Here is a 21,606-nt window from a genome sequence, read left to right as displayed (position 1 = left end):
GCGTTTCGCATGGCTCCAAGAAGCGCCGCGCCGTTCCCGCTAGCAGTTCGGAGACTGCTACAAGGGAATTGTCGATGCCGATTGGAATACAGACCCGCGCGCAAGACGCCGTGACGGCGACCGTCCTGCGCAACAGGCTGCTCGTCACTACAGCGCTGGCGCCGATCATGCTCGGGGGACTGCTCTCGCTGGTACCCGATCTGGCGTTCGCAGCCTGCACCGTGGCCGGCACCGGCGTCATCGGCGCGCTCAATTCGGGTGACGTTGCGACCTGCACCGGCCCCGGCAACACCAACCACATCAACGCCACAGGCGGCAGCAACGTCACGGTCAATATCGGCGATGGTACGTTGACGTCACTCCTGCCCGGCGCCGGAATTCCCGCGATCGTTTACGACAGCACGTCGAATTCGAATGTGACCATAAATAACCAGGCCACGGTCTCCACCTATAGCGGAGCCGTCCTCCTGTCCAACGGCTCGAACAACAACAATGTGACGATCGCGGCCGGCGGGATCGCGGAAGGTACGGGCAACGCCGAAGCGGCGATCGTCATCGACAATTCGAACGGTAATCTCGTCAACATTCGCGGGACGGCAGTCGGCACCGGAGCAAACACGACGGGCCTCCGAATAGGCGGGAACGCCAATGTCGTCACTGTTTATCAGGGCGGATCCATCGGTGGCGGCCATACCGGCGTGCAATTCATTGCCGGCGGCAACACCCTCATCAATGCCGGCACGATCTCCGGCGGCTTCTTCATCGCCATCCAGGGCTCTTCCGGCACCGACACTATCCTCAATTCCGGAACCATCTCGGGCGGCGGCAGCGGAGCGATCGACCTGTTCGGGGGCGATGACGTGCTCACCCTCGCCCCCGGCTCGACGATCACCGGGTTTGTGTTCGGGGGCACCGGTACCGACACGCTGAGATTCGGCGGCAATGGCAGCGCCACGTTCGACCTCGGCACTCTTGGCGGCGGTGTGCAATATCTCGAGTTCGAGCAGCTCGCCAAGGTCGGCTCCTCGGTCTGGACGCTGACCGGCACCACCGCCTTCAATGGCGCGACGACGGTGGACGCAGGCGGCCTGATCGTGAACGGCACCTTGCCTTCGGTGGTTACCGTCAACGGCGGCTATCTCGGCGGCACCGGCACGGTCGGCGGCATCGTCGTCAACAATGGCGGCACGGTCGCAACAGGCAATTCGATCGGGACTCTCAATGTCAGCGGCAATGTCACCTTCAATGCCGGCTCGACCTTCCAGGTCGAGATCAATGCCGGCGGCCAGTCCGACAAGATCGCCGCAACCGGCACCGCAACCCTCAATGGCGGCACGGTGCAGATCGTGCCGCTCGGCGCGGGCTTTCTCGCCAACACCCAATACACGATCCTCACCGCGACCGGCGGCGTCAACGGCACTTTCGCGACGCTCACGACCTCGGGCAGCCCGCTGGTTTCGGGGCAGCTCAGCTACGACGCCAACAATGTCTACTTCCTTCTGCAACAGATCGGCGGCTTCGGCACGCTGTCGGGCCTGACACCGAACCAGGCCGCGGTAGCCGGCGCGCTGGATCAGGCGCAGTCCGGCGGCGCGTCGGGACCACTCGGGACCGCGATCAACACGCTCGCCGTGCTCAATGCATCGGGCATCAAGGCAGGTCTCGACGATCTCGCCGGGCAAATTCACGCCGATGGCCGCCGCTTTAGCACCGACCAGGCCGATGCATTCCAGGGATTCATGTGGAACGCCGGTACGCAATCGCACGGCGAGACCCTGCGCATGTCGGTGTCCTCCTACGCCGCGGAGCCGGCCGACCCGATCGGCAAGGCGCTCGGCGCGCGCCGCGCCGCGCCCGCGCAGAGCGTATGGTTTGGCGGCTACGGCAATTGGGACAAGGTGGCGGCGACCGACATCGCCTTCGGAACAAATGCAAGTGTCGCCGGCGCCGCGCTCGGCGTCGATCTGTGGCGCACGACGGGCTTCACCGCAGGTCTTGCGGTCGGCGCCTCGACCGGCAAGCTGCGGACGGCGGGCCGCGCCGACAGCATCGAGGCCAATGCCGGTCATGGCGGCTTCTACGCGCGTGGCGAGAGCGGCGGATTCAATCTCGCATCCGCGATCAGCTATTCCTTCGCGGCGCTCGAATCCTCGCGCACGATCTCGTTCCTGGGAGAAACCGCGACCGGCTCCTCGCATACCCACACCTTTGCCGCATCGCTCGGAATCGCGCGGCCGTTCGACGTCGGACGGGGTGTGACAGCCGAGCCGTTCGCCAAGGCCGACTGGTATGCGACGCGCCAAAACGGCTTTTCCGAGACCGGCGCACCCGGCGTGAATCAGCTGGTGCGGGCCGGCGGCTTCGACACCGCCTATGGCACGGCCGGTCTGCGGGCGCTTTACGACACCATGATGCCGAACGGTCGCGCGGCGCAGTTCGGCGCGACACTTGCCATACGCCACGAGTTTTCCGGCAATGCGCCATCCATGACCGCGGCCTTCGACGGCGCGCCGGGCATTCCGATCGCGATCACGGGCGTCGGACGGGCCCGCACGGCGGCACTCACCGGTGCCGAGATCCGGTGGGATCTCACTGCCGCGACGTCGTTCAAGGCCTCCTATGAGGGCGCGTTCGCACCGGGTCTCGACCGGCACACCCTGCGGGGCACGGTCCGCAGCGAATTCTGAGCCGGGCCCCTACTCCACCCGGCCGATCTTCTTCACCGCCGTGATCAGGCGCGCGCTATCGTCGGCGACGAAACGCGAGAACTCCGGCGCGTCCTGATAGGCGACGAGACTGCCTGAGGTGTCGAAGGCCTTGAGGACGTCCGGACTCGTCATCACCTGCGCCATGGCCTCGCGCAGCCGGGTCGCGATCGGCGCGGGAAGAGAGCTCGGTGCAAAGAGCCCGGCCCAGATGTACATCTCGACATCCTTGTAGCCGAGCTCCTGGAAGGTCGGCACGTCGGGGAAGCTCGCGATGCGTCGCGCGCCGCAATTGCCGAGCACGCGCAGCTTGCCGTCATCGACCTGCGGCTTCAGCGTGCCGGGCGCGGCGGCGATCGCCTGCACGGTGCCGCTGAGCAACGCGGTGAGCGCGGGACCCGCGCCGCGGAACGGCACATGCAGCAACTTGATGCCGGCGCTGTTGGCAAACATCTCCATCGCCACATGCAGCGTGCCGTAAGGTCCGGACGAGCCATAGGTGATCTGGCCCGGCCGCTTCTTCGCGTCCTCGATGAAATCCTGCGCAGTCTTCCATGGCGCCGAGACCGGCACCGCGAGCAGCGTGGGATCGGCGAGCACGCGCGCGATCGGCATGAACTGCGAGACCTCATAGGCGACGGGACGGTCGAACAGCCGGTCGGCCTCCGGCAGCACCGCGAGCGACGAAAGGGTCATCAGCAGCGTGTAACCATCAGGCTCGGCGCGCGCCGCCGCGGCATTGCCGACCGATCCGCCGCCGCCTCCGGCGCGGTTGTCGACGATCACGGGCTTGCCGAGGATCCGCTCCAGCGCCATGGCCACGGGGCGCGCGGCGAGATCGGCCTGGCCGCCGGCCGGAAACGGCACGATCATGGTGATGTTGCGGGCCGGATAGCTCTGTGCGAACGCCCGATCCGGTGACGCAGCCCGCAACAACGGCAATGCCGCGGCCGCGCGCAAGAGATCGCGTCGATCCATGATGGTCCCTCCCCTCGATCTTCTTTGTTTCGCAGCTAGCCTAGCGTGGCGATCGGCAAGAACAAGACGTTTACGAAGTCTTAACCATGCCCGGTCCGGCCCGGAACACATCCCTTCGCCCGCTGTTGCCCTCCCAGGGAGTGAGTGATGCGCAATCTTCGGACCATTGACGTCGCGTTGGACGAGATGCTGGTGAATCTCGCGGCGGTCGTGCTGCGGCTGTCAAAGCCCGAGGTGACGCGAACCCCGGAAGCGCGGCGCGCCTTGGCGCAATCGGTCCACCAATACGCGGTCTGCGCGGCACACTCGACGGATCCGCGCGTGCACGAATTGAAATCGGAGCTGGAAGAGACGCTGAGGCCGAACTTGCGAATTGTCGCAAGCAACGGCGTGAAGGTGTCGTAGCCGAACACCGTCATTGCGAGCGCAGCGAAGCAATCCAGAATCCCTCCGCGGAGACACTCTGGATTGCTTCGCTGCGCTCGCAATGACGAGATTGTTGAGGCCGCTCGCTCTACGACCCCTTCACCTTTCCGCGCGTCCGCCGCTTGCAGGTGCCCGGCAGCTTTGCCGCGAGAAAATCGCCGAGCGCTTCGACGCGCGCGGGGCGTGGGCCGCCGGGCGGCGTCACCAGGTGCACGGCGCCTTCGGCCTGCTTCCAGTCCTTCAGGATCACCTCGACCTCGCCGGAGGAGATGGCCTCGCCGACGATGAATTCGGGAAGCTCGGCGATGCCGAGGCCGGCGATCAGCGCCGGCATCACCGCTTCACCGTTGTTGACGCGAAGCTGGCCGCCCGGGCGCACGCTCGCCTGCTCGCCGGCGGAATTGGTGTAGTGCCAGACGTTGGGCGTCGAGAGATAGGCGTAGCTGAAGCATTTGTGCTCGGCCAGATGCATCGGATGCGTCGGGCGGCCGTGGCGCTTGAGGTAGGACGGCGCCGCCACCGTGAACCGCGGCATGGTGAAGAGCCGGCGCGCGATCAGCGAGGAATCCGGCAGCCGCGCGATCCGCACCGCCATGTCGAAGCCCTCGCCGATCAGGTCGATGGTCGCATCGCTTAAGTGCAGATCGACCGAGACTTCCGGATAGGTCTCGAAGAACTCCGGCAGCAGCGGCGCCACCGCCTTGATCCCGAACGTCATGGGCACGGCGAGCCGCACCAGGCCGCGCGGCGCCACCGATTGCGCCAGCGCCTCGTTCTCCGCCGCCTCACCATCGACGAGCAGGCGCGTCGCCCGTTCGGCGAGCTTGTGCCCGGCATCGGTCAACGCGAGCCGGCGCGAGGTGCGGTTGAACAGCCGCGCGCCGAGCCGCTCCTCCAGCCGGGTGACGGCCTTCGACACCGTCGCCTTGGACATCGCGAGCTCGCTCGCGGCCCCCGCAAACGACCGTAATTCCACGACTTTTGCGAAAATCGCGAGCGCCTCGAAATCGGGGAGTTTTGCCATGGGCCGATCCAATCGGGCTATTTAGGAAACAATGTGTTTCAACAGTTTCTATTTTTATACCACAGGCGGAGGCTTATCCAAGGGTCATCAGAAATTCAGGAATGGAGAAATCCAATGACCAAGAAGCTCTCAGGCAAGGTTGCCCTCGTCACCGGCGGCTCGCGCGGCATCGGCGCGGCCTCCGCCCGCGCACTCGCCGATGAAGGCGCGGATGTCGCCATCAGCTATGTCGCCTCGCCCGACAAGGCCGAAGCGGTCGTCACTGAGCTGAAGGCCAGGGGCGTCAAGGCCCGTGCCTTCAAGGCCGACCAGGCCTCGGCCAAGGACGTCACGAAGCTCGTCAACGACGTCGCCAAGGAATTCGGCCATCTCGACATCCTCGTCAACAATGCCGGCGTCGCCGCCGGTGGTGCGACCGACGATGCCAATGCCGACACTGGCGCGCTGGAACGGCAGGATCAGGTCAACGTGCACGGCGTGATCGCGGCAATCCGCGCCGCCTCGCAGTTGATGGGCGAAGGCGGTCGCATCGTCACGGTCGGCTCGATGCTGGCCGACCGCGCCTCATTCCCCGGCCTTGCCGACTACGTCGCCACCAAGGCGGCCGTGGTCGGCTACACCAAGGGCGCGGCGCGCGACCTCGGCCCGCGCGGCATCACCGTCAACGTCGTGCAGCCCGGCTCGATCAACACCGACATGAACCCGGACGACGACCGCGACTTCGCGGAAGCCCAGCGCAAGCAGCACGCGCTCCAGCGCTTCGGCCGCCCCGAGGAAGTCGCCGCCGGCGTGGTCTTCCTCGCAAGCCCGGAGGCCTCCTTCGTCACCGGCACCGTGCTCAATGTCGACGGCGGGTTCGGCGCCTGATCAAGGCGCCACCCGCTCAACCCAAGGAATTACGCAGATGATCGAACTCAGACCTTTCGCAAAGCTCGGCGGCGCCGATCACGGCTGGCTCAAGGCCAAGCATCACTTCTCCTTCGCAAGCCATTACGACCCGGACAACATGGGTCACGGTGCCTTGCGGGTGTGGAATGACGACGAGATCGCGCCGAACACCGGCTTTCCCGCCCATCCCCACGCCAACATGGAAATCATCACCTATGTGCGCGAAGGCGCGATCACCCATCAGGACAGCCTCGGCAACGAGGGACGCACCGAGGCGGGCGACGTGCAGGTGATGAGCGCCGGCAGCGGCATCCGCCATTCCGAGTACAATCTCGAGCCGAGCAAGACTCGGATCTTCCAGATCTGGATCGAGCCCGTGACGCGCGGCGGACAGCCGACCTGGGGCTCGAAGCCGTTCCCGAAGGCAGACCGCTCCGGCAAGCTCGTCACCATCGCGAGCGGTTTCGAGGACGACACGGACGCACTGCCGATCCGCGCCGATGCCCGGGTGCTCGCCACCACGCTGAAGGCCGGCGAGAGCGCGGAGTACGAGCCGCAGAAGTCGCGGCATCTTTATCTGGTGCCCGCGGCGGGCTCAGTCGAGATCAACGGCGTGCGCGTCAACGCCCGTGACGGCGCCGCGATCCGCGACGAGAGCACGCTGAAGATCACGGCGCTCGAAGACTCCGAGCTCGTGCTCGTCGACGCAGCCTAAAGCCCACCCCCACACCAACTCGTCATGCCCGGCCTTGAGCCGGGCATCCATCACCTTCGCATAAAGCTTTTCGAAGAGCGATGGGTTGCCGGGTCAAGCCCGGCAACGACAGCGAATAGAACAACTCATCACCCACCGGAGACCACCATGACCAAAGTTCTCGTCCTGTATTATTCCGCCTACGGCCACATCGAAGCGATGGCCAATGCCGTTGCCGAAGGCGTGCGCGAAGCCGGCGTCACCGTCGACATCAAGCGCGTGCCCGAGCTGGTTCCGGCCGAAGTCGCGAAAGCCTCCTATTACAAGGTCGACCAGGCCGCGCCGATCGCCAAGATCGAGGACCTCGCCAATTACGACGCGATCATCGTCGGCACCGGCACCCGCTTCGGCCGGATGGCATCGCAGATGGCCAACTTCCTCGACCAGGCCGGCGGGCTCTGGGCCAAGGGCGCGCTGCACGGCAAGGTCGGCGGCGCCTTCACGTCCAGCGCGACCCAGCATGGCGGCCAGGAGACGACGCTGTTCTCGATCATCACCAACCTCCTGCATTTCGGCATGGTCGTGGTCGGCATGAACTACGGCTTCGCCGGCCAGATGAAGCTCGACGAGGTCACCGGCGGCGCGCCCTACGGCGCCACCACGATCACCGGCGGTGACGGCAGCCGCCAGCCCAGCGCCAACGAGCTCGCCGGCGCGCGCTATCAGGGGCGCCAGATCGCGGAGACCGCCAAGAAGCTGCACGGCTAGCTGCACGGCTCAGCCTCGCAGTTAAGCTTTACGATCGACTGCATGGCTGATGCGACGAGGGCGGCATTCTCATTCGGGAATGCCGCCCCATCTCTGTGGGCAGGATATTTGACCAAAAGCGATACGAATGGCTTTCGAACTCTTGTTGATAGCGCAGATGATCCGCAGGCCCGCGCAGGCACTGGCGCGGCGCTGGTATTGCCGCAGCCTGTTCCGCGCCTCGCGCGGCCGGTTTCAGTGTGCCGGGTGCACGCGGTCGTAAGGCGCGTGTGACCCGCTAGGCCTGCGTGATGTCGGCGTGGGACGGAGTTGGATTTGTAAGGACAGGCGCAGGCGCCGTCGACAGCCACCAGCCCTCACCGGCGAACCAGCATGTCTGGTCGGGGGCGCCTTCCCTCCGCAACGACTGCACGCTCTCCCATCCTCTCGCGAACGCGTCGGCCAATCGCCGGCCGGCGTCCGCATCCTGCAATCCCGCGCAGCCGATGAACTGGGCACGGCTGAGGAATTTCGCCGGCCAGATCACGCCGTCGTCCGGGCGCGTGATCATCAGCATGCCGCCGAGCATGCCTTCGGGCGCGAGCGGAAACACCAGCCGCCCGCCGGGCCGCAGCGCATCGAGCCATTCGGCGGCCGGCTGCGCCGCGCCCGCGCAGACATAGATCACGTCGGCTTTGGGCAGATCGGACGCGATGCCCGAACGGTCGCGCACATCCGCATGGGTGATATCCTTCAGATTCGCGCGCGCAAGCCCCGCCAGATGTTCGTCGATCTCATAGGCATGGACGCGGCCGCCGGGGCCGACGAGATGCGCCAGGATTGCGGTGTAGTAGCCGCTGCCCGCGCCGATCTGGATCACGGTCTCGCCTTCCTTCACGGCGCAGCCGCTGAGCCAATAAGCGTGCGCACCGGGCATCCCGATATTGAGGCCACGCGTGCTGTCGAGCGCCAGCAGCGTATTCTGATAGAGGAACGCGGGATCATCATCGGGCGTCACGACATAGGGGTGGCCGCCGAGAGCGATCGACCACGGCCCGGGCCCGGCGAAAGGCTCGCGCCTCACGGTCCGAAAGGCCTCCTCGATACGGGGATCCGCGGTCCTCGCCGCGGCGCAGATCAACTGCGCATAGAATGCGCGATATTTTGCCGAACGATCTTCCATGTCGCCTCCGGGAAACAGAGGCGACGATAACACAACGCGCGCGATAATCGGAAGCTCTGCGCAATCGAGGGCTTTGTGACGGCGTGGTGACCTGTCGATCGCGCAGACAGCGCCTCAACCGCGTTCGGCTTTCTTCCTGATAAGGTCCTTGCCGATCGGCCGCGCCGGCTCGCTCCGCAGCACCAGCGAGGTCGTGACGGCACCGAAGCCGGCAATACGATCCACGATCGTCTCGAGATCTTCCGGCGCCGGAACCAGCACCTTCAGCACGAAGCAGTCATCGCCGGTCACGCGATGGACTTCGACGATGTGGGGAATCTCGCTGAACCGTTTGAGGCAGGTCTTGATGTGTTCATGCGAGGTGCGCAGGCGCACCAGCGCCATCAGGCCGAGCCCGAGGGCGCGCGGGTTGATGCGGGCGCCGTAGCCTTCGATGATCCCGGCTTCCTCGAGCCGCTTGACGCGTTCGGAGACGGCCGGCTGGGACAGCCCCACGGAACGGCCAAGCTCGGACAACGGCACGCGCGCATTGGCTTGCAGCGCCTCCAGGATCTTCAAGTCCTTGGCATCGATGCTCCCGAAGCGATCCAACAAAATTCTCCATTCCGCCTTGAGATCATCGGCAGACGGTCGATTCCGCCGATGACTTGCCATGTGATGCAGGACCGGGATCGGCCACACTGCAACGTCACCTCAGATATCACGGGACGATCATGCACGACATCATCACATTGCCGGGCCTCGGCGGCTCCGGAGACACCCATTGGCAGACACTCTGGGAGCGCACCGACACGCGCTTCACCCGATTTCAACCGGCGAGCTGGGACCAGCCCGACCTCCATGACTGGGAGCAATCCCTGGAGCGAGCGGTCGGGCACTGCGCGAAGCCGCCTGTGGTGGTTGCACACAGCCTTGCCTGCCTGCTGGTGGTGCACTGGGCCGCTCGCTTCCCATCCGCGATTGCGGGTGCGTTACTGGTCGCGGTCCCCGATCCGGACGGCGCCAATTTCCCCTCGGAAGCCGCCTCGTTCAAGCCGGTCCCGGACCGTACGCTGCGCTTTCCCTCGCTCATCATCGCCAGCACGAATGATCCCTATGGCGAGCTCGAGGTGACGCAGCGACGAGTGCGCGCCTGGCAGTCCGGCTTGATCGTGCCGGGCGCCCTCGGCCACATCAATGCGTCGAGCGGGCTCGGCGACTGGCCGCAGGGGCGCGCATTGCTGGATGCCTTCTGCGCAGGCCTTTCGAGATGATGAGCGAACAGGGGGCGCCTGTCAGCGCGTGCCCTTGCCGATCGCCCGCGCCGCGACGGCGGCGAGCCTGGGGTGGCGGCGCAGGCCCTGCGCAGCATGGTCGCGCCATGCGTAAGGAGCGCCGCGCCAGGACAGCGCGACGCTGACGTCGGTCAACGGCACCGGCTCGGCGCCGAAGCGGCGTTTGTAGTCCTGGTTGCCGATGCTGAGATCGAAACGGCGCACGCCCTGTGCATGCAGCGCCGCCATGGTGCGTTCGGTGACGAGCAGCCCCGGCGAGCAGCTCGACCATGGATCGCCGGCGTGGCTGATGCGCAGCAGGAAATAGGTCACGCCATGCCTGACGCCGAGCGTGGTGGCAACGACGCCCTCGTCGCACACCAGCGCCGAGACGACGGCATAGCCATCCGCAACGCCCTGGCGCGCGACCTCGCGATAGAATCGGGCATGCGTGTCGTCGTTGAGGACGAACCGCGAGCCGAGCTTGCGCATGCGCGCCTGCTGCTGGGCATCCATCACGTCCAGCAGCTCATGCGCGCGCGTGACATCCGCGGCGATCTCGAAGCGCGCGCCGGCATAGCGACTGAACACGCGCCAGCAGCGTGGCATCTGCATGCGCTTGATCGAGGCCTGATAGTCGTCATAGCTGTCGCCCGTCAGCACGAGATTTCCGTTCAGCGAGCTGGATCCGATATGACCGAGCGACACCAGCGGGTTCGGCTTGCCGCCGACATGCGCGGGCATCTTCCTCAGGCGCAGCAGGTCGAAGCGGTCGGGCAAGGCGCAGAGCGCGTCGACCAGCGCCTTGCCGATCATATCCATCGCCGCTCCATCCAGCGCGGCATCGAGCGCCAGGATCGGCGCGTTGTTGTCGGAGACGCCGAGGTCGGCGAACTCGACGACGCGGATGCCGCGCCTGATATGGCTGGTCAGCGGCACCACCGCGATGTCCTTGCCGGTCGCGGCATCGGAGATCACGGCGATGAGCGGGGCAAGATCGTGAAACGCCTCGTACCAGGCGCTGAGCCAGTAACCATGCTGGAAGGCGGTGCGATGGCCGGCATTCAGGCGCAATGCGGCCTGCCGCCAGTCACGCACGAAATCGACCGCGATTCCCGACGTGCTGGACACCCGATCATCTGGTTGCTCGACGCTGAGAAACGTCATCCGCGGGTCATGCAGTTACTGAATGTTTCCAGATAGATTATGTTTGCCGCAGACCACAAGTGACGTCGCTGCATATCGTTAAGCCTATGCCACTACGACGGTCCCGACTGCGACAAGCTGTCAGTGCACGGTTCCGTTTGCTCGACGCACTGGAATCTGGCCAGGAAGTGCAGACCGGCCACGGCAAGCGCGAACATGAACCAGATCGGATTCTGCCGTTCGAGCAGGAAGGTCTCGGTGGTCCCGTAATACAGGCCGAACAGCCACACGGTCAGGAACAGCTTGACCAGCGCAGCGCTGCGGTTGTGAGCCTGGGCCGACTGGAAATTGCGGAGCGGCGCAAGCACGAAGACGAGGATGACGAGCAGCAAGCCCGGCAGGCCGATGGTGACCGCGAGGTCGAGATAGCTGTTGTGGCTGTGCGCAGCGGACGTCGCCCATTCGGCGCCCTGGGCGGTCTGCCGCGCCGTCACGTCGTCCCAGAAAGCCGCATAGCCGTGGCCGATGATCGGCTTTTCGGCGACGGCTGCGAGCGCAAACTCCCAGATGTCGGAACGGCCGGTGAAAGTGGGATCGAGGGGAAGCAATCGAGTCATAGCGCCGAGCGACGGGCTCACGACACTGCCGACCGTCAGCAGGTTCATCACGATCAGCGGCACGAAGCAAATGAGCCGCTTCAGCCACAGGCTCGGTGTGAGACAGACCAGCGAGGCAAGGGCGTAGATCGCAAGGCACAGCACCGACGACGTCTTGCCGCCGGTGAAGATCAGGAAGATGCCGGCCAGCGCGGCGATCGTCGGTCCCATCACGAACGGCCCGGCGCCGCAGAGGTAGATGCCGACATAGACCAGGATGGTCATCACCGGCGATGCGACGTTCTTGTGGCCGAAACTGCCGCGCCAGTCGCCGGCGAGCTGCGGCTCGGTGAGGTCGAGCGCGGTGTGCATGGAATATTGCGGCGCGAGGAAGACGCCGAGATAGCACAGCACCAGCAGCACGAGCGCGGCAGCACCGAGGCACAGGTTGAAGCTGCGCTGCGTCGGCGGCAGCAATGGCAACAGGACGGCGAGCGACGTCATGCTGGCAGCGAGCACGAAGCGCTGCATCGAAACGCCGCGGCTCTCGGAGAAGACGATGTTGATCAACAGCCAGCCGACGAGGCAGAGATGCAGCGGGGTCACCAGGCTCTTCAGCGCAGGCGCATCCGTGACGGCGACGAGCGGCACTGCGACCACAGCCAGCAGACCCCAGGAAACATAGGTGAGCGCCATTCGTCCGCCGACGACGGCGGTAACGTCGGGATTGCGCAAATCGGGAAACGGATCGAGCGTCACCAGCACGAGGAGCAGGGCCGCAACCGCAACGAGGCAGCGCGCCGCCAGCACGGCATTCAGGCCCGCAAGCCCATCGCGCAGGACGTGGCCGAACGATCGGGCCTCGACGTCGGTCATGTCAGCGGCGCTGCGATCCATGGCTCAAGGCCGGCCTGGTGAACCCGGGGAAGCAAGCGCCAAGTCTTAGCCCATCCCCGTTAACCATCCGTCAACCAGCAGGCCGGATGCGTCGGACACCTTCTGCTGCCGCGCCACGCTTCGCGCGATCTCGTAATATTGCAGCGCCCGCTGTTCCAGCGTGAGATTGTCGAGCACGAAGCCGCGCGGATCGAACGTGTCAGCGGCGCAGCCGGTCCAGAAATCGTCCCAGCCCGCCTCGAACCCGGCGGTGTCGACGAACCTGGTGCCGCAACGGTGATCCCAGTACGGCACCGATGACACCGGCTCGAACTTCACCCGATGCGGATAATAGTCGGGGTCCCGCCACGGCCCGCCAGGATCCCAGGCGAACACCGGCACGCCGCAGGACAACGCCTGCTGATAGGCGATACCCTGGCTTTCGTTCTGGCACAGGAAGATCATCGCGCGCGAACGCGCCAGCGCGGCCTGATAGTCCTCTTCCTTGTAGCTGCCGTAGCGCAGCTCCGTGAACGAGCGTCCCTCCTCGAGCAGCCGGGCGCGGACAGGCTCGATCAACTCCGGCGCATAGCGCTCGCGGTCCCAGTGGACCTTGTCGTAGATCAGCACATCGATGGTCTTCTGCGAAGCGGGCGACGGCGCCCAGAGATCCGTATCGATGCCGACGGGCCAGGCCTCCGTGTCGGGCCAATAAGGCCGGTACATGTCGACGTACCATTGGCCGGGCACCACGACCTTCTTCACCGGCAGTCGCTTGAACAGGTCGGGATCGTCGAGCGGATGATTGTGGGCGGCGACGCCGAGCAGGATCGGATTCTTCCACACGAACTTGTCGAGCAGGAAGGTGCGACCGATGATGCAGGCGACTTCCTCGGGATGCTGCGCGATGTAGCGGTAGTCGTTGACGCGGTAGCGGATGCCGAGCCGATTGAGCCCTGCGCAGAGATTGCGGAACACGCGAAGCTGCCCGCTCATGCGCGGCTCGCCGAGCAGCATGCGGCGCGCCATGCGCCGCAGATGCCGGTCGCCGGGAAACCAGCGATCGTCCTTGTCCTCGTAGAAGAGGTTGAGGATCATGTCGTCGGGATCGTAGTCGAAAGTCGTTGCGGGCACTGGAATCCATCCGCGGCAGCCGGGTACGCATTCTCGCATGGGGCCGGCTGTCGCACTCCTCCAAATTTGCCACAGGCTTAATGCTGTTGGCTTAACGTTATTCTGTGAAACCGGCGTCGCGCAGGCCTTCCGGGAAACGATTTCGCCGTAATGCGAGTATCATCCGCGGCGGCCAAGGTTGCGATCGATCGCGTCAACAGATGCGCCCTGGTTAACAGACCCTTAAAGATGAGCCGCAGCTTGATCACCGCCGAAGACGTTCTCGATCTACCGGTCAGCTCACGCGTGGCGACGCCAGCGCGCCTTCCGCTGCCGGTGGGCTCGACCACATCGGTGTCCGTCGTCATTCCCGCCAAGAACGTTGCGGCCTATGTCGGCGAAACCCTCGCCAGCGCACTGGCGCAAGGCGAGGTGACCGAGGTGATCGTCGTGGACGACGGTTCGACCGACAACACCATTTCGATCGTCCGCGCCATTCGCGACCCGCGGCTGCGCCTGATGACCAACGATTCAGCCGGGGTATCGGCCGCACGCAATCTCGGCGCGCGACATGCCAGCGGCGAGTGGCTGCTCTTCCTCGATGCCGACGACCGCATGCGCACCGGCGCGGTGGCGGCACTGCTGGCGGCAGCGCGCGGAGCTCCGCGCGCCGTTCTCGTCTACGGCGACTACAACACGATCGACAGCGAGGGACGGCAGATCGGCCGGCGCGACCTGTTGAAAGGACGCCGCAAGCCCTCCGGCGACGTGCTGACGCGGCTCGCGGCCGGCAATTTCATCGTCAATGGCGGTATCGCGCTCGCACGCGCGGAGGCCTTCCGCGCCATTGGTGGCTTCGACACCTCCCTCAGATATTGCGAGGACTGGCACTGCTGGTGCCGCCTTGCCGCGATCGGCGAGTTCGAGTTCGCACCGAATCTTCTGCTCGACTACCGCCTGCACACGGCCAACACCATGAACGCGGCGATACGGACACCGCAGGATTTCTTCCCGGCGATCGCGCGGGTCTTCGACGACGGACTGATCCTGGCGAGATTGCCCGCGGGCAAGGCAGCCGGGCTGCGGCAGGCGGCCGAGATTCATCTCGTCACCTATTCGGCCATGCAGGCGGTCCGCTTCGGCAGATATCGCGAGGCCTTCACTTATCTCGGGATGGTCGGCCGCCGCTCGCTCAAATCGCTGCCGCGCTCCGCGCTCAGGGTCGCCCTCGCCTGCTTTGGCATCTAGTCCGCCACCACGCCGTCAGGACACGATCTTCGAGGCCTCATAGGGCTTCGGCTCGATGCCGAGCGCCGCGAGCAAGGAGCCGAGTGCGACCATCACGGGGTGCATCGCGACGACGGCCTTCGACGTCGCCAGCAGACGTGCCGCGCGTATTAGAGACAGCGGCAGCCGGCCGAGCATCTGCGCAAACACCCGCACCCGCGCCGCCACGCCCTGCGCGGCCTTGTACTGCACACGGTAGTTGATCGCGCCGATGCGCAGACCGCGCCTTGCGATCCAGCCGAGACTGGTGCGGCTTTGCGGCACGGTCTCGGTGATGACCGCCTCCGTCGTCCAGTGGAATGTCATTCCGGCATCGCGGCAACGCACGAAGAAGTCGCAATCGCCGCCGCCGAGGAAATTGAAGCGCAGATCGAAGGCCGGACTGCCGAGCCGGTCGAACGCCGCACGCGTGATCAGACAATTGCCGCAGCCATAGATCAGCGGCACCGCGCCGCTGTAGTCGTAGGCAGGGCGGAAGGCGGGATGACGCGAAAGCCAAGGCTGGCTGTCGTCGTCGAAGTCAGGCAGCACGGGCCCGCCGACCACGTCGGCGCCGGTCGCCTCCGCGGTGCGAACCATCAGCTCGAGCCAGTCGGGCGAGGCGATCTCGTCGTCGTCGATCATCAGGAAGCGGGTCGCAGCGGGAAACAGCGCCTGCGCCGTCTCGAACGCAGCGTTGATCGCCTGACAGTTACCCTGCCGCTGCTCGACAAGGCAGATGCCCTGGAGCCGGCCGGCGGCGAGATACTCCGCGGCAACCGGCGCGCTCTCGCGCCGCGCGGCGTCGTTCTCCACCATGACGACAGCGAAGGAGCGCGGGGTACGCTGGCTCGCGAGCGATTCCAACGTCAACCGCAAATGCTGCGGGCGGCGGAAGCAGGGAATGCAGACGACAATGCCGACCGACAGGTCGATGACGCGAGAGCTCGCCGCGATCTCCCGGTTGGGATCGCGCACGGCATCCGAGAGCCGGCTGGCGGACAGGTCTGTCGGGATCAGCGTCATGGAGTTCTAGATGCCCGAGATATGTTGAAAAAGCCCTGCGTCAATCGCATGAGCCGGTGCCGCCCCGTGAGGACACAGTGCCACGGGACAGATGCGTGCCAAAGTGAACAGCCGGATCGAGGCGCGAAACGGCACCTTTCCACGGATCTCTCGACAATGCAGACCTGCCGCCATGCGCTTAACCGCTTTCGCGTGTTTTCCCTGCCAATCCATGCGCGCGTGGTACTGCAAGTCGCAGTCCATCCGCTGCGGACGGCGCGGTAGGGACGATACTGTAGTTAACGGCCATGCGCATTAACCCGACCGTAAGCACCGCGACCTGTGAAGCGTCGCGGCACCGGATTTGCTCTTCGGGCATGCGAGACTTTTCCTGTAAATTTGAGTCGAACAAGCGCGGTCAGAAAATATGAACAAGCCAGCCACGATCGATTTCGCGACAGCCACGGCGATCCAGATCCCCGCGGCGACCGCGCAAGCCCAGGCGCTGCACGATCTGGTTCCCGGCGAAGCCCGCGACAGCCTGCTCGCCGTCCACGACGTACTGCGCCGCGAACTGCCGCAGGGCCGGCTCGCCATCTATGAAGCCGGCGGTGGCTCGTGCAGCGTTCTGCCGCCGGAATTGCCGAGCCGCAGCCGGGTCACCGTCGTCGACATCGACGAGGACCAGGTCCGCAACAACACCTACGCGGACGAAGCCATCCTCGGCGACGTGCAGACCTACGCCTTCGGCCGCGAAACCTTCGATCTCGTGATCTGCTACAACGTGATCGAGCATCTGCCCAACGTCGACGCTGCGCTCCTGAATTTTCGCGACGCACTCAAGCGCGGCGGGATGATCCTGATCGGCGCGCCCAATCCGCGCTCGCTGTCCGGCGTCGTCACCAAATATTCGCCGCACTGGTTCCACGTCTGGTTCTATCGGCACATCCGCGGCATCAAGGATGCCGGCCTGCCCGGCGAGCCGCCGTTCCCGACCTTCTTCCATCCGCTGGTGACGTTGCCGCGGCTCGAAGCGTTCGCCGCCGCCAACGGCCTCGAGATGATCTACCGCCGTGAGGTCGAGAGTCCGCGCTATCCCGAGATGCGCCGGCGCAAGCCGCTGTTCGCAGCCCTGGTCGATGCCGGTGCCGCAATGCTGAACGCCGTGCTGCCGCGCGGCACCGACGTTCGCCGCGGCGATTATCACGTCATCCTGCGGAAAAGCTGACGATCATGGCGCGCGCGCTGCCCATCGCAGGACAGGCGGAGCCTCGCGGGCATGCTGTGCGCGGTAACGAACCGTTAATCACTTGGGGACCCCGGCATCGCGCGTGTCACGGTGACGCGCCGGGAAGCGGCGTGCGCTTAAACGCTTTGTTTGCCATTTCGGTGAATAGTCCCTCAATGCGTATGGTTAATTTTCCCTGTTGCGTTGACTGGGCACCTATATCCCGGGTGCGTGGCAAGAAGCGAAGAGTAACCCCTCAGCCCGCGGCAGTTGGAATGGAAGCTGGGGATCATGCTTGACTACAACCAGCCGATAGATCGAGCCAGACCGGAGGCCCCGCAGCAGAAATCCGAGGCCGGCTTCAGCGTGCTGGAGCTGGTCAGCCTGCTTTGGCGGCGAAAGATCGCGATTGCGGCCGCAGCCCTGCTCGGCGCGACGCTTGCGGTCACCGTCGGCAAGAGCGTGACACCCCGCTACACCGCCACCGCCCAGCTCTATGTCGACCCGCGCGAACTTCAGCTGGTCGATCGCGAGCTCACGCCGCGTGCCCAGGACGTCTCCGGCATGGCCATGGTGGTGGAGAGCCAGGCGCGCCTGATTACCTCCAACAGCGTGCTGCTCCAGGTGATCCAGCAGGCTGGTCTCGACAAGGACCCCGAATTCGGCGGCGGCGGTGATGTCAGGAGCCTGATGTCGTCGCTGCTCGGCCTGATCGGCCTTCAGCCCCGCGCGCCCTCCGCCGCGGAGACGAAGGAAGTGCAGCTCGCGGCGCTCGACGCGCTGAACCGGCACATCACGGTCCGCAAGACCGAGAAGAGCTTCATCGTCGACATCGAGGTCTGGTCGACCGATCCGGCGAAAGCGGCGATGCTCGCCAACACGCTGACCAGCGCCTACCTCGCCGAATCCCGCAACTCGCAGGCTTCGGCCGCGCGACGCGCCACCAACGATCTCTCCGGCCGCCTCAAGGAGCTGCGCGAGCGGTTGCGCAGTGCCGAGACCGCGCTTGCGACCTACAAGGCCCAGAACAATTTCGTCGGCACCCAGGACGCGCTGATCAGCGACCAGCAGCTCTCCGCCAGCAACCAGCGGCTTTCCGCGGCCCGCGCGGCGACAATGGACGCACAGGCGCGGCTCGACCAGATCGAGGCGAGCCGGCGCACCGCTGCCGATGCCGGCGCGAATTCGGAAGCGCTGCAATCGCCAACCATCGCGAACCTGCGCGCGCAATATGCCGACGCACGCAAGAAGTACGCGGAGCAGGCCGGCGAGCTCGGCCCGCGCCATCCGGCGCTGCGCCAGACCGAGAAGCAGGTCGAGGATCTCAAGCGGACCATCAACGAAGAGATCGACCGCTTCGCGCAGTCCACCAAGAACGATCTGACGCGCGCCCGCGACTATGAGGCGTCGCTGAACCGGGCGCTGGAAGCGCAGAAGCGGCAGAGCGTGCAGCTCAGCCAGGCCGCCGTGCGCCTGCGCGAGCTGGAGCGCGAGGCCGATGCCAGCCGCGACGTCTATCAATCCTTCCTGAAGCGCTCGCGCGAGACCGAGGAGCAGGAGACCCTGAACACCTCGGCGGCCCGCGTCATCGGCGAGGCCACCGTGCCGCAGCGGCGCTCGTTCCCGCCGGCGATGAGCCTGTTCGCCATGATCGGCTTCATCTTCGGCGCGCTCGCGGCTTCAAGCTGGTTCGTCGCCGCCGAGCTCCTGTTCGCCGGCGCGCCCACCCCGGCCCGCCGTGAACGCACGCCGGCGCCGCAAGCTCCCCGAGTCCCAGAGACGACGCGGACTTCGGAGATTGCCCGGCCTCAGCAGGCATCGCGCACCCCGGAGGTCGCGCAGGCCCTGCCGGAACTTGCCGCGCCATCGCTGCAGCCCTCGATGGTCGAAAGGCCCCTGATCGAAAAGCCGTTGATCGCACGCCTGCAGGAGGCAGACGTCATCCACACGCTGGGTGCCATTCTCGCCACCGGTGGCGGCGTTGATCTGACACGGCTGGGCTGGCCGACGCTGCGCCCCGGCTTTCCCCTGACGACGCTGCTCAACGCCTGGCGCGACATGCGCGCCGCGGTCGCCCGACGTGCCGGCGGCAAGGCGATGCCGGTGATCGCGCTCGTTGGTGCAAGCGAGACCACCGGGCGCAGCGTGACCGCGCTGAATTTCGCACTCGCGGCCGCCCGCGACGGTGCCCGCGTGCTGGTGATCGATGCCGACCATCAGGCACGCTCGCTCTCGAACAAGGTCAACCGTCCGGGCAAGAGTGAGCCGAGCGCGCTCGGCTGGCTCTCGATCGGAAGCAAGGCCGCGCGCGAGATCAAGACGGTGAACGGCATCTCGGTGCTGCCGGCCGCTGAAGGCGATGCCGGCAAGGCGACCGAGGCCATCCGCAAGGCGATTTCGCAGGCGCGTGCCGCCGGCGGCTATGACCTCGTGATCCTCGACGGCCCCGCGATGCCGCTCCCGGCCGGCGGCCGCAAGCTGCTCGACGACGCCGACGCACTGGTGGCGGTGCTGCCGACCAGCCTCGACATCAACGACAGCCTGGAAGAGATCTTGAACACGCTCGGCCGCGCCGAGCGCAAGCTCGTCGGCGTCGTGCTCGACGAACTCGCCCCCGCAACCCAGGCGCGTCAGCGAGGCAGACAATATGCTTGAGCGCCGCGTCAATCTGGACGGCCGGGCCGCAACCGCCGACGTGCCGCGGATCACTCTCGGCGGCCTTCGCATGGCCGCGCTCGACCTGGAAGCGACCGCCGACTTCATGATCGAGGCGACCGATCCGCGTCATCGCATCGGCCGTCCGTTGCATCTGACCTCGGCCAATGGCGAGGTGCTGGCGCGCTGCTCGACCGAGCCGGAGACCGAGCGCCTGTTCCGCGCCGCCGACCTGATCAACGCTGACGGCCAGCCGCTGGTGGCGGCCTCGAAGCTGCAATCCTGGTTCCCGCTGCCCGAGCGCGTCGCGACCACGGACCTGTTCCACGTCGTCGCGCGCAAGGCCGAAGCGGTCGGCCGCACCTTCTACATGTTCGGCGCCAGCGAGGACGAGAACGCCGCGGCGGTCGAGAACGTCCGGAAGATGTATCCGAACCTCAAGATCGTCGGGCACAGCCACGGCTATCTGCGCGGCGAGGCCCTGCGCGCGAAGGTCGAGGAGATCAACGCGCTCGCGCCGGACTATCTCTGGGTCGCGCTCGGCGTGCCCAACGAGCAGGCATTCGTGGAGCAATACACGCCGCTGTTGACCAATGTTGGCGTTATCAAGACATCGGGCGGCCTGTTCAACTTTTTGTCGGGCAGCCGGTCCCGCGCGCCGCAGTGGATGCAGAAATTCGGACTCGAATGGGCGTGGCGCACATGGCTCGAGCCACGCCGCCTGTTCTGGCGCTATTTGACCACCAACCCCCGCGCACTCTATCTTCTCTTCAGCCGCAAACGGCCTTCCAATCGCTGAAAGAAGAGTAGAAGACGACATGACCGACCGACCGACCGTCCTCGTCACAGGGGGCGCGGGCTATATTGGCTCGCATGCCTGCCGCGCCCTGGCCGCCGCCGGCTATCAGCCCGTCGTTTATGACAATCTCTCGACAGGTCATCGCAGCTTCGTTGCCGGCCCCCTGGTGACCGGCGACCTTCTCGACGGCGCAGCGCTGGCGCGCGCCTTCGCCGATCACAAGATCACGGCGGTGATGCATTTCGCGGCGGCGAGCCTCGTCGGCGAATCCATGACCGACCCGCAGAAGTACTACATCAACAATTTGCAGGGCACGCTGTCGCTGCTCCAGGCAATGCGCAACGCAGATTGCCATCGCATCGTGTTCTCCTCGACCGGCGCCGTCTACGGCAATGCCGATTCCAAGGAGCTGCCGGAAGACTTCCCCTGCGCGCCGATCAATCCCTATGGCGCGTCGAAATGGATGATCGAGCGAATGCTCGCCGATTATCGCGCGGCCTATGGCTTCGGCGCGTTCTGCCTGCGCTATTTCAACGCCAGCGGCGCCGATCCGGCCGGCGGCATCGGCGAACTGCGCGACAACGAGACCCATCTCATTCCGCGCGCCCTGATGGCGCTCCAGGGCCATGTCGATTTCGCTGTGTTCGGCGACGACTACGACACGCCCGACGGCACCGCGATCCGCGACTACATCCATGTCACCGACCTCGCCGCCGCGCATCTCGCGGCGCTGAAGCTGCTGGAACAGGGACATGCCGGCGGCAGCTTCAATCTCGGCACCGGATCCGGCTTTTCGGTGCGCGAGATCCTCAACGCCATCAGGCAGGAGACCGGGCGCGAGGTGCCGCACACCGTCAAGCCGCGCCGCGCCGGCGATCCCACCTATCTGGTCGCCGATCCCTCCGCCGCGCGCAAGGTCCTGAACTTCGCGCCGCGCCATTCCGACCTGCCGACGGTCATCCGCACCGCCTGGGCCTGGCACCAGAAGGCGCATCCATTCAGGTCGCGTTAGGCAACCGTAACA

General features: G+C 65.9%; 19 protein-coding genes. 11 read left to right on the top strand and 8 right to left on the bottom strand.

Features of this window, described 5'->3' with window-relative positions:
- Positions 1 to 74: 74 nt before the first annotated feature.
- Positions 75 to 2,687: an autotransporter outer membrane beta-barrel domain-containing protein gene (locus tag XI08_RS19790; protein ID WP_271575646.1), complete on the top strand. Its 2,613-nt coding sequence runs from the start codon at positions 75 to 77 to the stop codon at positions 2,685 to 2,687.
- Between the two features lie 9 nt (positions 2,688 to 2,696).
- On the opposite strand, the gene XI08_RS19785 is transcribed toward XI08_RS19790, so the two are convergent.
- The gene (locus XI08_RS19785; protein WP_271575645.1) at positions 2,697 to 3,683 is read right to left on the bottom strand and encodes a tripartite tricarboxylate transporter substrate binding protein; all 987 of its coding nucleotides are present in this window, start codon (positions 3,681 to 3,683) and stop codon (positions 2,697 to 2,699) included.
- Between the two features lie 147 nt (positions 3,684 to 3,830).
- Here XI08_RS19785 and XI08_RS19780 point away from each other — a divergent pair, with 147 nt between their 5' ends.
- Positions 3,831 to 4,088, top strand: coding sequence for a hypothetical protein (locus XI08_RS19780; protein WP_271575644.1), 258 nt, complete (start codon positions 3,831 to 3,833; stop codon positions 4,086 to 4,088).
- 109 nt (positions 4,089 to 4,197) lie between these two features.
- Here the strand turns inward: XI08_RS19780 and XI08_RS19775 are convergent, their stop codons facing one another.
- Positions 4,198 to 5,133 (bottom strand): LysR family transcriptional regulator, encoded by a 936-nt coding sequence (locus XI08_RS19775; protein WP_271575643.1) that lies wholly within the window; start codon positions 5,131 to 5,133, stop codon positions 4,198 to 4,200.
- Positions 5,134 to 5,247: 114 nt separating this feature from the next.
- On the opposite strand from XI08_RS19775, the gene XI08_RS19770 reads away from it, so the two are divergent.
- From XI08_RS19770 to wrbA, 3 genes are all read left to right on the top strand, one after another.
- A complete protein-coding gene (locus XI08_RS19770) occupies positions 5,248 to 6,000 on the top strand; it encodes an SDR family NAD(P)-dependent oxidoreductase (RefSeq protein ID WP_271575642.1) in 753 nt (250 codons plus the stop codon).
- Positions 6,001 to 6,037: 37 nt separating this feature from the next.
- On the top strand, positions 6,038 to 6,736 hold the full coding sequence (locus tag XI08_RS19765) for a pirin family protein (protein WP_271575641.1): 699 nt from the start codon (positions 6,038 to 6,040) through the stop codon (positions 6,734 to 6,736).
- A gap of 147 nt (positions 6,737 to 6,883) precedes the next feature.
- A complete protein-coding gene (gene wrbA / locus XI08_RS19760; protein ID WP_271575640.1) occupies positions 6,884 to 7,483 on the top strand; it encodes an NAD(P)H:quinone oxidoreductase in 600 nt (199 codons plus the stop codon).
- A 277-nt stretch (positions 7,484 to 7,760) separates the two neighbouring features.
- Here wrbA and XI08_RS19755 read toward each other — a convergent pair whose 3' ends face one another.
- Both XI08_RS19755 and XI08_RS19750 read right to left on the bottom strand, forming a co-directional pair.
- Positions 7,761 to 8,645 carry a protein-L-isoaspartate O-methyltransferase family protein gene (locus tag XI08_RS19755; protein WP_271575639.1) on the bottom strand — a complete coding sequence of 295 codons (885 nt, stop codon included), beginning with the start codon at positions 8,643 to 8,645 and terminating at the stop codon, positions 7,761 to 7,763.
- Between the two features lie 114 nt (positions 8,646 to 8,759).
- Complete coding sequence (locus tag XI08_RS19750) at positions 8,760 to 9,236, bottom strand: Lrp/AsnC family transcriptional regulator (RefSeq protein ID WP_092187500.1); 477 nt, start codon at positions 9,234 to 9,236, stop codon at positions 8,760 to 8,762.
- Between the two features lie 89 nt (positions 9,237 to 9,325).
- Here XI08_RS19750 and XI08_RS19745 point away from each other — a divergent pair, with 89 nt between their 5' ends.
- Positions 9,326 to 9,898 (top strand): RBBP9/YdeN family alpha/beta hydrolase, encoded by a 573-nt coding sequence (locus tag XI08_RS19745; protein ID WP_442869844.1) that lies wholly within the window; start codon positions 9,326 to 9,328, stop codon positions 9,896 to 9,898.
- Positions 9,899 to 9,919: 21 nt separating this feature from the next.
- Here XI08_RS19745 and XI08_RS19740 read toward each other — a convergent pair whose 3' ends face one another.
- The 3 genes from XI08_RS19740 to XI08_RS19730 all read right to left on the bottom strand — a co-directional run bounded on the left by XI08_RS19740 (position 9,920) and on the right by XI08_RS19730 (position 13,650).
- Positions 9,920 to 11,065, bottom strand: coding sequence for a GNAT family N-acetyltransferase (locus XI08_RS19740; protein WP_271575637.1), 1,146 nt, complete (start codon positions 11,063 to 11,065; stop codon positions 9,920 to 9,922).
- Between the two features lie 92 nt (positions 11,066 to 11,157).
- Positions 11,158 to 12,537: an O-antigen ligase family protein gene (locus XI08_RS19735; protein WP_271575636.1), complete on the bottom strand. Its 1,380-nt coding sequence runs from the start codon at positions 12,535 to 12,537 to the stop codon at positions 11,158 to 11,160.
- Positions 12,538 to 12,582: 45 nt separating this feature from the next.
- On the bottom strand, positions 12,583 to 13,650 hold the full coding sequence (locus XI08_RS19730) for a glycosyltransferase (RefSeq protein ID WP_271575635.1): 1,068 nt from the start codon (positions 13,648 to 13,650) through the stop codon (positions 12,583 to 12,585).
- A 240-nt stretch (positions 13,651 to 13,890) separates the two neighbouring features.
- On the opposite strand from XI08_RS19730, the gene XI08_RS19725 reads away from it, so the two are divergent.
- Positions 13,891 to 14,877 carry a glycosyltransferase gene (locus tag XI08_RS19725; protein ID WP_271575656.1) on the top strand — a complete coding sequence of 329 codons (987 nt, stop codon included), beginning with the start codon at positions 13,891 to 13,893 and terminating at the stop codon, positions 14,875 to 14,877.
- 15 nt (positions 14,878 to 14,892) lie between these two features.
- Here the strand turns inward: XI08_RS19725 and XI08_RS19720 are convergent, their stop codons facing one another.
- Positions 14,893 to 15,921, bottom strand: coding sequence for a glycosyltransferase family 2 protein (locus tag XI08_RS19720; RefSeq protein ID WP_271575634.1), 1,029 nt, complete (start codon positions 15,919 to 15,921; stop codon positions 14,893 to 14,895).
- Between the two features lie 406 nt (positions 15,922 to 16,327).
- Here XI08_RS19720 and XI08_RS19715 point away from each other — a divergent pair, with 406 nt between their 5' ends.
- The 4 genes from XI08_RS19715 to galE all read left to right on the top strand — a co-directional run bounded on the left by XI08_RS19715 (position 16,328) and on the right by galE (position 21,594).
- Positions 16,328 to 17,128, top strand: coding sequence for a class I SAM-dependent methyltransferase (locus XI08_RS19715; RefSeq protein WP_271571242.1), 801 nt, complete (start codon positions 16,328 to 16,330; stop codon positions 17,126 to 17,128).
- A gap of 291 nt (positions 17,129 to 17,419) precedes the next feature.
- Positions 17,420 to 19,783: an exopolysaccharide transport family protein gene (locus XI08_RS19710; RefSeq protein ID WP_271575633.1), complete on the top strand. Its 2,364-nt coding sequence runs from the start codon at positions 17,420 to 17,422 to the stop codon at positions 19,781 to 19,783.
- Entirely contained in the window at positions 19,776 to 20,582 is an 807-nt protein-coding gene (locus XI08_RS19705) for a WecB/TagA/CpsF family glycosyltransferase (RefSeq protein WP_271575632.1), read from the top strand. The genes XI08_RS19710 and XI08_RS19705 overlap by 8 nt, the downstream gene beginning before the upstream one ends.
- Before the next feature lie 19 nt (positions 20,583 to 20,601).
- A complete protein-coding gene (galE, locus tag XI08_RS19700) occupies positions 20,602 to 21,594 on the top strand; it encodes a UDP-glucose 4-epimerase GalE (protein ID WP_271575631.1) in 993 nt (330 codons plus the stop codon).
- Positions 21,595 to 21,606: the final 12 nt, after the last annotated feature.

This window comes from Bradyrhizobium sp. CCBAU 11361 (genome assembly GCF_028128935.1).
Classification (GTDB): Bacteria; Pseudomonadota; Alphaproteobacteria; order Rhizobiales; family Xanthobacteraceae; genus Bradyrhizobium; species Bradyrhizobium niftali.
Note: the sequence above shows the minus strand (reverse complement) of the source record. Positions and strands in the feature narration are given on the sequence as shown.

Excerpts from the sequence above, each read along its gene's own strand:
- XI08_RS19790 (WP_271575646.1), top strand. The coding sequence starts at position 75 with ATGCCGATTGGAATACAGACCCGCGCGCAAGACGCCGTGACGGCGACC.
- XI08_RS19785 (WP_271575645.1), bottom strand. The coding sequence starts at position 3,683 with ATGGATCGACGCGATCTCTTGCGCGCGGCCGCGGCATTGCCGTTGTTG.
- XI08_RS19780 (WP_271575644.1), top strand. The coding sequence starts at position 3,831 with ATGCGCAATCTTCGGACCATTGACGTCGCGTTGGACGAGATGCTGGTG.
- XI08_RS19775 (WP_271575643.1), bottom strand. The coding sequence starts at position 5,133 with ATGGCAAAACTCCCCGATTTCGAGGCGCTCGCGATTTTCGCAAAAGTC.
- XI08_RS19770 (WP_271575642.1), top strand. The coding sequence starts at position 5,248 with ATGACCAAGAAGCTCTCAGGCAAGGTTGCCCTCGTCACCGGCGGCTCG.
- XI08_RS19765 (WP_271575641.1), top strand. The coding sequence starts at position 6,038 with ATGATCGAACTCAGACCTTTCGCAAAGCTCGGCGGCGCCGATCACGGC.
- wrbA (WP_271575640.1), top strand. The coding sequence starts at position 6,884 with ATGACCAAAGTTCTCGTCCTGTATTATTCCGCCTACGGCCACATCGAA.
- XI08_RS19755 (WP_271575639.1), bottom strand. The coding sequence starts at position 8,645 with ATGGAAGATCGTTCGGCAAAATATCGCGCATTCTATGCGCAGTTGATC.
- XI08_RS19740 (WP_271575637.1), bottom strand. The coding sequence starts at position 11,065 with ATGACGTTTCTCAGCGTCGAGCAACCAGATGATCGGGTGTCCAGCACG.
- XI08_RS19735 (WP_271575636.1), bottom strand. The coding sequence starts at position 12,537 with ATGGATCGCAGCGCCGCTGACATGACCGACGTCGAGGCCCGATCGTTC.
- XI08_RS19720 (WP_271575634.1), bottom strand. The coding sequence starts at position 15,921 with ATGACGCTGATCCCGACAGACCTGTCCGCCAGCCGGCTCTCGGATGCC.
- XI08_RS19715 (WP_271571242.1), top strand. The coding sequence starts at position 16,328 with ATGAACAAGCCAGCCACGATCGATTTCGCGACAGCCACGGCGATCCAG.
- XI08_RS19710 (WP_271575633.1), top strand. The coding sequence starts at position 17,420 with ATGCTTGACTACAACCAGCCGATAGATCGAGCCAGACCGGAGGCCCCG.
- XI08_RS19705 (WP_271575632.1), top strand. The coding sequence starts at position 19,776 with ATGCTTGAGCGCCGCGTCAATCTGGACGGCCGGGCCGCAACCGCCGAC.
- galE (WP_271575631.1), top strand. The coding sequence starts at position 20,602 with ATGACCGACCGACCGACCGTCCTCGTCACAGGGGGCGCGGGCTATATT.